The 13,303-nt window shown below is 60.7% G+C and carries 10 protein-coding genes; 2 read left to right on the plus strand and 8 right to left on the minus strand.

Features of this window, described 5'->3' with window-relative positions:
• Nucleotides 1-16 precede the first annotated feature (16 nt).
• Together BLU46_RS23340 and nadA are read left to right on the plus strand one after the other, a co-directional pair.
• Nucleotides 17-1,588, plus strand: coding sequence for a lactate dehydrogenase (locus tag BLU46_RS23340; RefSeq protein ID WP_231988830.1), 1,572 nt, complete (start codon nucleotides 17-19; stop codon nucleotides 1,586-1,588).
• A 219-nt stretch (nucleotides 1,589-1,807) separates the two neighbouring features.
• A complete protein-coding gene (nadA, locus tag BLU46_RS23345) occupies nucleotides 1,808-2,866 on the plus strand; it encodes a quinolinate synthase NadA (protein WP_003209852.1) in 1,059 nt (352 codons plus the stop codon).
• 846 nt (nucleotides 2,867-3,712) lie between these two features.
• On the opposite strand, the gene BLU46_RS23360 is transcribed toward nadA, so the two are convergent.
• The 8 genes from BLU46_RS23360 to BLU46_RS23395 form a co-directional block, all read right to left on the minus strand.
• Entirely contained in the window at nucleotides 3,713-4,201 is a 489-nt protein-coding gene (locus BLU46_RS23360) for an RDD family protein (protein WP_093205738.1), read from the minus strand.
• A 95-nt stretch (nucleotides 4,202-4,296) separates the two neighbouring features.
• On the minus strand, nucleotides 4,297-4,509 hold the full coding sequence (locus BLU46_RS23365) for a cold-shock protein (RefSeq protein WP_003316897.1): 213 nt from the start codon (nucleotides 4,507-4,509) through the stop codon (nucleotides 4,297-4,299).
• A gap of 389 nt (nucleotides 4,510-4,898) precedes the next feature.
• Nucleotides 4,899-6,023: a glycine cleavage system aminomethyltransferase GcvT gene (gene gcvT, locus BLU46_RS23370; protein ID WP_063027645.1), complete on the minus strand. Its 1,125-nt coding sequence runs from the start codon at nucleotides 6,021-6,023 to the stop codon at nucleotides 4,899-4,901.
• A gap of 39 nt (nucleotides 6,024-6,062) precedes the next feature.
• Nucleotides 6,063-7,439, minus strand: coding sequence for an L-serine ammonia-lyase (locus BLU46_RS23375; protein WP_063027647.1), 1,377 nt, complete (start codon nucleotides 7,437-7,439; stop codon nucleotides 6,063-6,065).
• Between the two features lie 169 nt (nucleotides 7,440-7,608).
• Complete coding sequence (gene gcvP / locus BLU46_RS23380; protein WP_093205742.1) at nucleotides 7,609-10,455, minus strand: aminomethyl-transferring glycine dehydrogenase; 2,847 nt, start codon at nucleotides 10,453-10,455, stop codon at nucleotides 7,609-7,611.
• A gap of 10 nt (nucleotides 10,456-10,465) precedes the next feature.
• The gene (gcvH, locus tag BLU46_RS23385) at nucleotides 10,466-10,849 is read right to left on the minus strand and encodes a glycine cleavage system protein GcvH (RefSeq protein ID WP_005790845.1); all 384 of its coding nucleotides are present in this window, start codon (nucleotides 10,847-10,849) and stop codon (nucleotides 10,466-10,468) included.
• A gap of 387 nt (nucleotides 10,850-11,236) precedes the next feature.
• Entirely contained in the window at nucleotides 11,237-12,745 is a 1,509-nt protein-coding gene (locus BLU46_RS23390) for a sigma-54-dependent transcriptional regulator (protein ID WP_093205747.1), read from the minus strand.
• 184 nt (nucleotides 12,746-12,929) lie between these two features.
• Entirely contained in the window at nucleotides 12,930-13,292 is a 363-nt protein-coding gene (locus BLU46_RS23395; protein WP_063027653.1) for a DUF5064 family protein, read from the minus strand.
• Nucleotides 13,293-13,303 lie beyond the last annotated feature (11 nt).

Genomic DNA, 13,303 nt, shown 5'->3' on the forward strand with positions numbered 1-13,303 from the left:
CAAGACAGGGATCGTCATGACTACGCTTTCGCCGATCAGCTCCGCCATTCCCCTTATCAATCGACCCGCCGTTACGCCGCCAGCAACGCTGACGCCCGAAACGGACGCCACTGCCGTGCGTCCTTCCTCGGTGGTCAGCCTTGGTAATGTCACGGTGGAGGTTCAAGCCGAGACCTATTCCCGTAACGGCCAATTGCCCGGCCATGGGTCGATCAACGCCTGGGAAAGTGACAGCTACGATGCGGTCACTAAAGCGATCAACACGAATTTCTATGCGCTGCCCAGAGGCACGGGCTTCAGCGGCCTGGGCGCTACCCTGATCGAGCAATTTGCGAAGAGCGGTACCGACATTTCCCAGTCGGCGCTGACCACCACTTCGTCCAAGACCCAAAGCCCCGACGAGCTCAAGATTCAACAGGCGCTGCTCCACAGCAAGGCAGACAACCTGGTCAGCCTCACCGTCAAGACGGCCAGCGGCAAGACCGTCACCTTCAGCCTGGCCAGCCAGTCCGGTGGCCTGGCCGCGCAGGCCAAGGTGGACGGCGGCACCCTCAGCGCCGCCGAGCTCAAGGAAATCGCCAAGTTGGGCGAAGCCTTCCAGGGTGCTATTGACGGCCTGGCCGCCCAGCCGCCGAAACTCGAGCTGAGCAAGCTGACGCAGTTTGATTCCAGTGTGTTGTCCTCGGTGGACCTCAGCGGCAAATTGAAAGTACGCAATGCTGAGGACCTCACCCTTGCATTCCATGCGGACAGCCAAAGCCGTACGACGCGGATGAGTGGCCCGGCAGGGGAGGTGAATCTCTCGGTCGACCTGAAAAACGCCGGCATCATCGGTAACGCCAAGCAACAGGCCATCGCGCTGAAAAGCTACCTGGCCCAATTCGACAAGGCCCAGGCGCGAGGCAAAGCCGATGCTGACCTGATGGCAATGTTCAAGGATGCGTTTACCGCCATGAACAGCAACTACCCGCAGGGCGTCAAAGCCCCTGCGGCGCTGACCCGGAGCGCGGCGGATCAAGGCCTGCTGACGGGCCTGGCCGACTTCAAGGCATCCATCACCCAGGCCACCAAGTCCACTAACCCTGCACGCCTGGGAGAAACCGACACCTTTGCCTATGACGTCTCCCAGAAGACGCGCGTGGGCGGCAATGATATTTTGAATCGCACGATCCATCAGGCCCAGCAATCAAGTCTCAAAGCCAGTTTTCATTTGGGGCTCGACGGTGGGAAGGCGCCGGACCTCGGCACCCGGCGCGAGTCGCAGAACTACCTCTACGTGCAGGTCGACGACAAGGCCAGCAGCGCGGCGAATATCACCTACAAGGACGGACTCCTGACCAACGCCTCCGTGGACCAGAGCGCCAGCCAGAACACCCGCACCCAGCGCTATGAGATGGGGATATTGGTTAAAGACAGCGTGGCGCCGAACCAGGCCAGCAGCCATCGCGACTATCTGGTGTTGCTGGAGTATGCGGCGCGCGAAGGCAAGAAGGCCCAGGGCGCTGATGAAACCATCCTGAAGGATGCGCTGGCGAACATGCATCAGTGGGTGTTGCTGCAAGACGACCCCACCGTTTTGCCCCGTTAAACCGGTCGTTGTAAAAAAGGGAAACCCCTGGCCGGGTTTCCCTTTTTTATGCCTCGCCGAATCCCAGATTAGGCTTTTGAAACCATTCGATATTCTGTAGCCTTGCGCAGCTTCACCGTGCTTGATGAACACAATCACTTCGTCCGGCGGCGCCCGAAAGGCTCCAGAGCCGGTGGTACACTCGACTTTCGCGCAACTGCGCCTGCAGGTCTTGCGAACATGACGCAAATTTCCGAACGCCTTCTGGTCCAAGCCCACCTCGACGCTAAGCAGCCCAAGGTGCTGAGCGCCGAAGAAGAGGCGGGCTACCGTGCCGCCATCGCCGCCGAGCTCAAGGCTCAGGACGCGGTGCTGGTGGCGCACTTCTACTGCGATCCGGTGATTCAGGCCCTGGCCGAAGAAACCGGTGGCTGTGTCTCCGACTCCCTGGAAATGGCCCGCTTCGGCGCGGCGCACCCGGCCAAGACCGTATTGGTGGCGGGCGTGCGCTTCATGGGCGAAACGGCCAAGATCCTTACCCCTGAAAAACGCATCCTGATGCCAACCCTGGAAGCCACGTGCTCTCTGGACCTTGGTTGCCCGGTGGATGAGTTCTCGGCGTTCTGTGATCAGCACCCCGAGCGCACGGTGGTGGTTTATGCCAACACGTCGGCGGCGGTGAAAGCACGGGCTGATTGGGTGGTCACCTCCAGTTGTGCGTTGGAGATTGTCGAAAGCCTGATGGATAACGGCGAGACCATTATCTGGGGGCCGGATAAGCATCTGGGTACCTATATCCAGCGTCAGACGGGGGCGGACATGCTGCTGTGGGACGGTGCGTGCATCGTTCACGAGGAGTTCAAGTCCAAGCAGTTGGAGGACATGAAGGCGTTGTACCCGGACGCAGCGATTCTGGTGCACCCGGAGTCGCCGACGTCGGTGATCGAGTTGGCGGATGCGGTGGGGTCGACCAGCCAGTTGATCGCGGCGGCGCAGCGGTTGCCGAACAAGACGTTTATCGTGGCTACTGATCGGGGCATCTTCTACAAGATGCAGCAGTTGTGTCCGGACAAGGTGTTTGTCGAGGCGCCGACGGCCGGGAATGGGGCGGCGTGTCGCAGCTGTGCGCATTGTCCCTGGATGGCGATGAATACCCTGGAGCGTACGCTGCAGTGTTTGCGTGAGGGGAGTAATGAGATTTTTGTTGAGCCTTCGGTGATTCCGCAGGCGGTTAGGCCGCTGAAGCGGATGTTGGATTTTACGCAGGCGGCTCGGTTGAGGTTGGCGGGGAATGCCTGATTTGCGGTGGGTTGGTTTGTGTACATATCCGTTGCTGCGGTAACGGCGGCTTATGGTTCCGCTCTTACAGCGGGTCACTTTTGGCAAACGCCCCAAAAGTAACCAAAAGGTCTTTGCCCCACCACTCGGTGCCTCGCCTAGGCTCGGCATGCCCGCACTCCGGCACGGCTCCGCGGGCCGCCGCGACGGGCCATCCATGGCCCGGCGCGGCTAAATCGGCATCCCTGCCGATTTACCCGCTCCACCGTGCCTACTTGCGGCCATCGTGGTTAACGGGGCCCGCAGATCAAGATCAAAAGCAAGAGCACAGCGGCCTACCGGCCGGCTTGAGTGTTTAAAAGCCAAATCAAAAGCTAAAGCGGGCACGGTCAAATGTGGGAGCTGGCTTGCCTGCGATGGCATCAACTGGGTCTGCCTGATACACCGAGGTGTCTGCATCGCAGGCAAGCCAGCTCCCACAGAAAAGCAGAGCTGCATCAGCTTCAGATTTGGCTTTCGCTTTGGCTTTTGATCTGGCTTCTAACACTCAAGCCGGCCGGTAGGCCGCTGTGCTCTTGATCTGCTTTTGATCTTAGGCGCCCCGTTAAACCACGCTGGCCGAACGCAGGCTTTGGAGCGTGGGTAACCCGGCAGGACGCCGGGTTAGCCGCGCTGGGCCAAGGATGGCCCATCGCGGCGGCCCACGGTCCAAAGCCGGAGTGAGGGCACACCGAGCCTAAGCGAGGTGCCGAGTGGTGGGGCAAGAGCGTTTTGCTTACTTTTGCGCTTTTCAAAAGTGAGCCGCTGTAAGAGCGGAACCCTAAGCGGCCATAACCGCAGCAACGGATATGCCCCCAATCTAAAAACCTACTTCTTTTTCTTCGGAACCCGCACCAACCGCGTATCCGAATAAATGTCATGCCAGCCACGCTTCTGCTTGTCGAACAACGACCAGACAAACCCAAGCCCCAGACACAACCACGAAGCAATCGACACCACAAACCGCAACAACGCCTGCCACAGACTAATCCGCGACCCATCAGCGTTCTGCACCCGCACCCCCCAAACCTGCATCCCTAGGGTCTGCCCCGAATGCGTCCAGAACTTGGCAAAAAACCCAAACAACACAAAAAACAAAATCGTCGACAACAGCGGATCACCATCCAGCGCGCCAGACTCAGACAGCGCCCGCAACTTGGCCTCCCCGACAAACCCCATCCACACCAGCTTGTAGATAAAGGCCGTGACGATCAGCAGGGCCGTGCACAACAGGAAGTCATAGAACATCGCTGCCAGACGACGGCCCAGGCCTACGGCGGGAAACTCGCCTTGGGGGCTCAGCAGGTGTTTCGACATGGCATGGCTCTCGGCAGGAAAAAAGCCATTTTACGGAAGAACGCCCATAAAAAAGCCCCTGATGTCATATCAGAGGCTTTTTGTCGCAGCAAGGATCAGCCTTCTGCTTGTACTTCGTCGGCTTGCATGCCTTTTTGGCCTTGCACCGCGATGAAGGTCACTTTCTGGCCTTCTTTCAGGCTTTTGAAGCCGTTGCCCTGAATAGCGCGGAAGTGGACGAACAGATCCGGACCGCTTTCTGGAGTGATAAAACCAAACCCTTTCTCGTCGTTAAACCACTTGACGGTACCGCTCTGACGTTCAGCCATTTTCTTATTTCCTTGACGCTAAAAATTAATGACAGCCCCTTTCACATGAAAGAGTACTGGGCTGGGTTGCAGGAAAGTAAGAGACGTCGAACGGGTTGTAGCAAACTTTGGCTACTGCCCAGGTCCAGGTTCAAAGCGACCCATGCAAACACAGTGGGCAAACTCTACGACAACTAAGACAGAAAAAACAAGCCCTGGGAAAAGCCCGGGTTTTGCTCGGCTTCATTACAGTTCTGTTCACAATGTGGAACGTCTTTATTCGATAGAATCCGTCACTTGTTATAGGTGACAGAACATAACATTGACTATCGACAGTGCACTTTAATGTGGCGGTTGCGTTACAGATTAGTGCACGTTAACGCAACCGCGTTACTTATAGGAACAGTCAATCAACCACGGTAGTAACGTTGTGGCACGAATGGCATTTTACTTACACGAAGTGGCACCTTTTTCCCACGTACCAATGCAGATACTTCGGTATCCAACGCGATGAACGCACTGTCCAGATAACCCATGGCCAGCGGGCCGCCCAGGCTCGGGCCAAAGCCGCCGCTGCAGACGCTACCGATCACGGTACCGTGTTCGTCGACGATCTCTGCACCTTCGCGCACCGGTGTCCGCTCTTGCGGCAACAGGCCCACGCGTTTGCGGCTCACGCCGGTTTGTTGCTGGGTGAAGATTGCGTCGGCACCCGGGAAGCCGCCGGCACGTGCGCCATCGGCGCGACGGGCCTTGGAAATCGCCCACAACAGGCTGGCTTCAATCGGCGTGGTCTCGGTGTTCATGTCATGGCCGTAGAGGCACAGGCCGGCTTCCAGGCGCAGGGAGTCGCGAGCGCCCAGGCCGATGGCCTGCACTTCGGTTTCGGCCAGCAGGCTGCGGGCCAGGGCTTCGGCGCTGGCGGCCGGCACCGAGATTTCGAAGCCGTCTTCGCCGGTATAGCCCGAGCGGCTGACGTAGCAGTCCACGCCCAGCAGGCGGGTCGGTGCGAATTGCATGAAGGTCATGTGCTTGACCTCCGGTGCCAGGCGCGCCAGCACGCTGACGGCAGCGGGGCCTTGCAGGGCGAGCAGGGCGCGTTCCTCGAACAGTGGCTCGATGCTGCACTGGTCACCGATGTGCTGGCGCAGGTGGGCCAGGTCCTGGTCCTTGCAGGCAGCGTTCACCACCAGGAACAGTTCGTCGTTACCCAGGTTGGCAACCATCAGGTCATCCAGGATGCCGCCTTGCTCGTTGGTGAACATCGCATAACGCTGCATGCCCACCGGCAGGTCAATGATGTCCACCGGCACCAAGGTTTCCAGGGCCTTGGCGGCACCGGCGCCGGTCAGGCGGATCTGGCCCATGTGCGACACATCGAACAACCCGGCCTGTTCACGGGTGTGCAGGTGTTCTTTCATCACGCCCAGCGGGTATTGCACCGGCATGTCGTAGCCGGCGAAGGGCACCATGCGTGCGCCCAGCTCGATGTGCAGGGCGTGCAATGGGGTTTTCAACAGGGTTTCGGTGGACATATTCAGCTCCTGAAAAACGTGCGGACGCGCTTGTAGGCGTCAGCACTCGATAATGTTGACCGCCAAACCGCCACGGGCGGTTTCCTTGTATTTGCTTTTCATGTCGGCGCCGGTCTGGCGCATGGTGCGGATGACCTTGTCGAGGGACACGAAGTGTTGCCCGTCGCCGCGCAGGGCCATACGCACCGCATTGATGGCCTTGACCGAACCCATGGCGTTGCGCTCGATGCAAGGCACCTGCACCAAGCCGCCGATGGGGTCGCAGGTCAGGCCGAGGTTGTGTTCCATGCCGATCTCCGCGGCGTTCTCCACTTGGGAAACCGTACCGCCCAACACTTCACACAGGGCGCCGGCGGCCATGGAACAGGCCACGCCGACTTCCCCCTGGCAGCCGACTTCGGCGCCGGAAATCGAGGCGTTTTCCTTGTACAGAATGCCGATGGCCGCGGCGGTGAGCAGGAAACGCACCACACCGTCTTCGCTGGCCCCCGGGATAAAGCGCATGTAGTAGTGCAACACCGCCGGCACAATCCCGGCCGCCCCGTTGGTGGGCGCAGTCACCACGCGCCCGCCATTGGCGTTTTCTTCGTTGACCGCCAAGGCGTACAGGTTGACCCAATCCAGCACCGACAACGGGTCACGCAGCGCCGATTCCGGGTGCTTGCACAGCTGGCGGTGCAGCGCGGCAGCGCGTCGTTTGACCTTCAGGCCTCCCGGCAAAATCCCTTCGTTGCGACAGCCCGCGTCCACGCAGTCCTGCATCACCTGCCAGATCTTCAGCAGGCCGGCACGGGTTTCCGCTTCCGGTCGCCAGGCGCTTTCATTGGTCAGCATCACCTGGCTGATGGACAGCCCATAGGTGGCGCAATGGCCGAGCAAGTCCTTGGCACTTTTGAACGGGAAGGTCAGGGGCGTGGCGTCTTCGACGATACGATCGTGGCCGGCGGCGTCTTCATCCACCACAAACCCGCCGCCCACCGAGTAGTACTCGCGGCTGCGAATCTGCAGGCTGGCGGCGTCGAAAGCGCGGAAGATCATGCCGTTGGGATGATAGGGCAGAGGTTTGCGAATCATCGCCAGGTGTTCTTTCTCGTTGAACGCAATGCTGTGTTCGCCGAGCAGGTTCAAGCGTGCGTTGCCGCGAATTTCCGACAAGCGTGCGGCGACGGTTTCAGTGTTCACGGTGTCCGGGTGTTCGCCTTCCAAGCCCAGCAATACGGCCTTGTCACTGCCGTGGCCTTTGCCGGTGGCGCCGAGGGAACCATAGAGCTCCACCTTGACGCAGGTGGTGGTGGCTAACAGGTTATCGCGCTTCAGGCCTTCGACGAATCGAGCGGCAGCGCGCATCGGGCCAACGGTGTGGGAGCTGGAGGGGCCGATGCCAATCTTGAACAGGTCGAACACGCTTAAAGACATGGTTGTTCTCCGGTTTCTTATTATTGGACGCAGATTTTCGGTTGTACCCGATCCCTGTGGGAGCCGGGCTTGCCCGCGATAGCGGTGGGTCAGGCAACATGTCTGTCAACTGATACACCGCTATCGCAGGCAAGCCAGCTCCCACATTGATCGCGTCCTACCGGTCAGGTTACGCGTAGCTCTCGATCGACGGGCACGCACACACCAAATTGCGATCGCCAAACACGTTGTCGACCCGGCCAACCGGCGGCCAGTACTTGGCCTCGATCAACGACGCCACCGGGTACACCGCTTGTTCACGGCTGTATGGGTGGCTCCATTCGCCAACCAGTTCCGCGGCAGTGTGTGGTGCGTTCTTCAGCGGGTTGTCGTCCTTGTCCAGCGAGCCGTTTTCCACTGCACGAATTTCTTCGCGGATGGCGATCATCGCGTCGCAGAAGCGGTCCAGTTCTTCCCTGGATTCGCTTTCGGTCGGCTCGATCATCAGGGTGCCGGCTACCGGGAACGACATGGTCGGGGCGTGGAAACCAAAGTCGATCAGACGCTTGGCCACGTCATCCACGCTGATGCCGCTGCTGTCTTTCAGCGGGCGCAGGTCGAGGATGCATTCGTGGGCCACCAGGCCATTGCTGCCGGTGTACAGCACGGGGTAGTGCTCTTCCAGGCGACGGGAAATGTAGTTGGCATTCAGGATCGCCAACTGCGAAGCGCGCTTGAGGCCTGCGCCGCCCATCATGCTGATGTACATCCAGGTGATCGGCAGGATGCTCGCGCTGCCGAACGGTGCGGCGCAGACTGCGCCTTCCTTGCGTTCCATCGCGGCATGGCCGGGCAGGAACGGGGTCAGGTGGGATTTGACGCCAATCGGGCCAACGCCCGGGCCGCCACCGCCGTGGGGAATGCAGAAGGTCTTGTGCAGGTTCAGGTGGGACACGTCGCCGCCGAACTTGCCCGGGGCACAGAGGCCGACCATCGCGTTCATGTTGGCGCCGTCGATGTACACCTGGCCGCCGTTGTCGTGAATGATCCCGCAGATTTCGCGGATGCCTTCTTCGAACACGCCGTGGGTGGACGGGTAGGTGATCATCAGCGCAGCGAGGTGTTCGCGGTGCTCGATAGCTTTGGCGCGCAGGTCTTCGATGTCGACGTTACCGCGGGCATCGCAAGCGGTGACCACTACGCGCATGCCGGCCATGTTGGCGGTGGCCGGGTTGGTGCCGTGGGCCGACGACGGGATCAGGCAGATGTCGCGGCGCTCTTCGCCACGGCTCTGGTGATAGGCACGAATGGCCAGCAGGCCAGCATACTCGCCCTGGGAACCGGCGTTCGGTTGCAGGGAGATCGCGTCGTAACCGGTGGCCGCGCAGAGCATGGCTTCCAGTTCGGTGGTCAGTTGCTGGTAGCCGGCGCTTTGCGAGGCTGGGGCGAACGGGTGCAGGGCACCGAACTCGGCCCAGGTCACCGGGATCATTTCGCTGGCGGCGTTGAGCTTCATGGTGCACGAGCCCAGCGGGATCATGGTGCGATCCAGGGCCAGGTCCTTGTCGGCCAGCTTGCGCAGGTAGCGCATCAGCTCTGTTTCGGAGTGATAACGGTTGAACACCGGGTGGCTGAGGATCGGCGACTGGCGCAGCAGCGCGGCCGGCAGGGTGCTTTCAACGCTGGCAGCCAATGCGGCGAAGTCTGGCAGGGCTTTGCCGCCGGCGAACACGCTCCACAGGGTTTCGATATCGGCTTGGGAGGTGGTTTCGTCCACCGACAGACCAAGGCGTTCGCCATCGACCACACGCAGGTTGATGCGCTGGGCACGGGCCTTGTCGTGCAGGGCGGCGGTTTGCGCGCCGGTCTTGATGGTCAGGGTATCGAAGAAGTTGGCTTGCTCAACCGCCAGGCCCAATGCGCTCAAGCCTTTGGCGAAGATCGCGGTCAGGTGGTGAATGCGGTTGGCAATCTGGGTCAGGCCTTTCGGGCCGTGGTACACGGCATACATGCTGGCGATGTTGGCCAACAGCACTTGGGCGGTGCAGATGTTGCTGGTGGCCTTCTCGCGGCGGATATGTTGCTCGCGGGTCTGCATGGCCAGGCGCAGGGCCGGCTTGCCGAAACGGTCCACGGAGACGCCTACCAGGCGGCCCGGCATGTCGCGCTTGAACGCATCCTTGGTGGAGAAGTACGCCGCGTGCGGGCCACCGAAGCCCAGCGGTACGCCAAAGCGTTGCGCGCTGCCGATGGCCACGTCGGCACCGAACTCACCCGGCGGGGTCAGCAGGGTCAGGGCCAGCAGGTCGGCGGCCACGGCCACCAGTGCGTTGGCGGCGTGGAAGCGCTCGGTGAGTTCGCGGTAGTCGAACACGTCACCGTTGCTCGCCGGGTATTGCAGCAGGGCGCCGAAGAAGGCGCTGACATCGGTCAGTTCACGCTCGTCGCCCACGACTACGTCGATGCCCAGCGGCTCGGCACGGGTGCGCAGTACGTCGAGGGTTTGCGGGTGGCTGTGCACGGAGGCGAAGAACGCGTTGCTGCCTTTGTTCTTGCTCAGGCGTTTGCAGAAGGTCATGGCTTCGGCAGCGGCGGTGGCTTCGTCCAACAGCGAGGCGTTGGCGATCGGCAGGCCGGTGAGGTCGCTGATCAGCGTCTGGAAGTTCAGCAGCGATTCCAGGCGGCCCTGGGAAATCTCCGGCTGATACGGCGTGTAGGCTGTGTACCAGGCCGGGTTTTCCAGGAGGTTGCGCAGGATCGGCGACGGTGTGTGGCAGTTGTAGTAGCCCTGGCCGATGTAGGTCTTGAACAGCTCGTTCTTGGCGGCAATCGCCTTGATCGAAGCCAGTGCGTCGGCTTCGCTCAGGCCATCACTCAGACCCAGCACGGCGGTGCCCTTGATGCTTTCCGGGATCACGCTGGCGCTCAGGGCTTCCAGGGAATCAAAGCCCAGGGTGGCGAGCATGTGTTGCTCGTCGTCTTGGCGCGGGCCGATGTGGCGGGCAATGAATTCGTTGGCGGTGGTCAGATTAGTCATGGCGCGCTCCTCAGGCTTCAGCGTTGGCTTTGATCAGGCGGTCATACGCATCCTGATCCAACAGCTTAGCTACTGCATCGGCATCAGCCGGTTTAAAGCGGAAGAACCAGCCTTCGCCCATCGGGTCTTCGTTGACCAGCTCGGGGCTGCCATCCAGCTTGTCATTTACTTCGAGGACTTCGCCGTCCAATGGCATGTATACGCCGCTGGCGGCCTTGACCGATTCAACGGTGGAGGCTTCTGCGCCCTTGTCGTAGGCCTGCAGTTCAGGCAGTTGCACGAAAACCACATCACCCAGCGCGTTCTGCGCAAAAGCGGTAATGCCCACGGTAACGCTGCCGTCGGCTTCGGCGCGCAGCCATTCGTGATCTTCAGTAAAGCGCAACTCGCTCATGGAAACTCCTCAGGGCCAGATTCGTCTGGTGGACGGGATTGGAATAATTAGGAGTTGCTTAGCAAAATTGCGGCCAATGTTTTTTTATCGTTATAAAACAATTGGTTACTGATTATGGCCGGTGGTGTTCGAACGCTGGCTGTAGCGATATCGCTACAGCTGGGCCGTTGAAAAAAAGCCTATGAGGATCAAAGCCTTGCATGGCGACGCTCGGGGCGGCGTGTATCGATATCGTTCCGCTGTAGCGCTTTCAGTACAGGTGGGCGTCGCTTTTGATATCAACGTTGGAATGCAATCAATGTGGGAGCTGGCTTGCCTGCGATAGCGTTGGGTCAGTCGACACCGCTATCGCAAGCAAGCCAGCTCCCACATGTTGACCGCGTTCAGTCAGGGCTTGTTGGGAATGCCGTACTTGCGCAAGCGATGGGCGATGGCGGTGTGGGAGGTTTGCAGGCGGCTCGCCAGCTGGCGAGTGGACGGGTAACTGGTATACAGCTTCTCCAGCAACCCGCGCTCGAAGTCTTCCACCGCCTGCTCCAGACTGTCGACTTCACCGTCGTTCTGGCGCGCCACCGAGGTGCCGGCGATGTCCAGGTCGCCAATGTCCACCAGGCTGCTTTCGCAAATGGCCGCGGCGCGGAAGATCACGTTCTGCAACTGGCGCACGTTGCCCGGCCAGCGGTTGCCCAGCAGTGCAGGGTAGGTGCCCGGCGCCAGGCGGCACACCGGGCGCTGGATCTGCGCGCAGGCCTGCTGCATGAAGTAGCGGGCCAGCAGCAGGATGTCCTGGCCGCGCTCGCGCAGGGGCGGTACTTCGACGTTGAGCACATTGAGGCGGTAGAACAGGTCTTCGCGGAAGGTGCCTTCGCTGACCATTTTTTCCAGGTCGCGGTGGGTGGCGCTGAGGATCCGCACATTGACCTTCACCTCGCGGTCGCCGCCTACCCGACGGAAACTGCCGTCGTTGAGAAACCGCAGCAACTTGGCCTGCAGGTACGGTGACATTTCGCCGATCTCGTCGAGGAATACCGTGCCCTGGTTGGCCAGTTCCATAAGCCCCGGCTTGCCACCGCGCTGGGCACCGGTAAAGGCGCCGGGGGCGTAACCGAACAGCTCGCTCTCGGCCAGGTTTTCCGGCAGCGCGGCGCAGTTCAAGGCCAGGAACGGCGCACTGTGCCTCGCGCTGATGGCGTGGCAGGCGCGGGCCACCAGTTCCTTGCCCGTACCGGTCTCGCCCTGGATCAACAACGGTGCATCCAGCGCCGCCACCCGTTGCGCCCGCGCCTTGAGGGTGCGGATCGCCGGGGACTCGCCCAGCAGCGCGTCGAACCCTTCGGCATGGTCATGGTGCAGCGCCGACAGTTGTTCGCCGATGCGGTTGGGTGGGTACAGGGTCAGCAGGGCGCCGGCGTCAGTGATCGGCGTGGCGTCCAGCAGCAGGGTCTGGCCGTTCACGTTGATTTCCCGCAGGGCCAGGCGAAAGCCGTGTTCGAGCAAGGTGGCCAGCAACTTTGGGTCGTCGAACAGTTCATTGATGCTCTCGCCGGCGGGCTCGCGACCGTACAAGGCGACCAAGGCCGGGTTGGCCAGGAGGATCTTGCCGGCGCTGTCCAAGGCCAGCACCGGGTCGGTCATGGCGGCCAGCAAGGCGTCGAGTTGCAGGTGCTGGCGTTGGCCGGGGAGGATGTCGACCACGGTCACGGCTTGCACGCCGCGCACGCTGAACAGTGCGTCGCGCAGCTCTTCCAGCACTTCGGCGCTCAGGGTTGGAGCGTCGATGTAGACGTTGGGCGGAACCATTTCCACCGCATCCAGGTTGAGATTGCGCCCACCGAGCAAGGCCAGGACTTCCTGGGTGATGCCGACGCGGTCGATGAAGCTGACGTGGATACGCATGGGGCGGTTAGCGGTTCTGGCGAGCGAGAGGTGGCAAGTATGCCTTGGAGAAGATGGAGATCAAAATGTGGGAGCGGGCTTGCTCGCGAATGCGGTGTATCAGCTAATACATCCGGTGACTGACACACCGCATTCGCGAGCAAGCCCGCTCCCACATTTGATGGTTGGTGCCTGGGAAATCGGGTTATTCGAGGTGTTCGGGCTTGACCGGATCCCCCGGCTTCACATCCAACTGATGCCGCACATCTTCAAACATCAAATCGTACTGCTTGTGCATTTGCCCATTGAGCACGGCAATCTTCGGCATGCCGTACTTCTGCGCGATATTCATCGCGTGCCGGGCGAAGTCGAACGACTGGTCCTTGGGCAGGAAAAACTCTTCCTTGAGCTCCTTGTCCTGCACCGAGCCGTGCATTTTGAAGAGCATTCCTTTGCCTTCCTTTGGGTCCTGGCTGACTTCGTAGTCGATGCACAGGTTGTAGCTGTAGTCATCCTTGTTCAGCGCGTGGCGTTCGATGTGCAGGTGACCAGGTTCAAAGGTAGCCATAGGCATTTCTC

It is taken from the genome of Pseudomonas yamanorum (genome assembly GCF_900105735.1).
Taxonomy (GTDB): Bacteria; Pseudomonadota; Gammaproteobacteria; order Pseudomonadales; family Pseudomonadaceae; genus Aquipseudomonas; species Aquipseudomonas yamanorum.

What these genes read in the sequence shown, in the direction of transcription:
- BLU46_RS23340 (WP_231988830.1), top strand. Translation starts at nt 17, where the DNA reads ATGACTACGCTTTCGCCGATCAGCTCCGCCATTCCCCTTATCAATCGA.
- nadA (WP_003209852.1), top strand. Translation starts at nt 1,808, where the DNA reads ATGACGCAAATTTCCGAACGCCTTCTGGTCCAAGCCCACCTCGACGCT.
- BLU46_RS23360 (WP_093205738.1), bottom strand. Translation starts at nt 4,201, where the DNA reads ATGTCGAAACACCTGCTGAGCCCCCAAGGCGAGTTTCCCGCCGTAGGC.
- BLU46_RS23365 (WP_003316897.1), bottom strand. Translation starts at nt 4,509, where the DNA reads ATGGCTGAACGTCAGAGCGGTACCGTCAAGTGGTTTAACGACGAGAAA.
- gcvT (WP_063027645.1), bottom strand. Translation starts at nt 6,023, where the DNA reads ATGTCCACCGAAACCCTGTTGAAAACCCCATTGCACGCCCTGCACATC.
- BLU46_RS23375 (WP_063027647.1), bottom strand. Translation starts at nt 7,439, where the DNA reads ATGTCTTTAAGCGTGTTCGACCTGTTCAAGATTGGCATCGGCCCCTCC.
- gcvP (WP_093205742.1), bottom strand. Translation starts at nt 10,455, where the DNA reads ATGACTAATCTGACCACCGCCAACGAATTCATTGCCCGCCACATCGGC.
- gcvH (WP_005790845.1), bottom strand. Translation starts at nt 10,849, where the DNA reads ATGAGCGAGTTGCGCTTTACTGAAGATCACGAATGGCTGCGCGCCGAA.
- BLU46_RS23390 (WP_093205747.1), bottom strand. Translation starts at nt 12,745, where the DNA reads ATGCGTATCCACGTCAGCTTCATCGACCGCGTCGGCATCACCCAGGAA.
- BLU46_RS23395 (WP_063027653.1), bottom strand. Translation starts at nt 13,292, where the DNA reads ATGGCTACCTTTGAACCTGGTCACCTGCACATCGAACGCCACGCGCTG.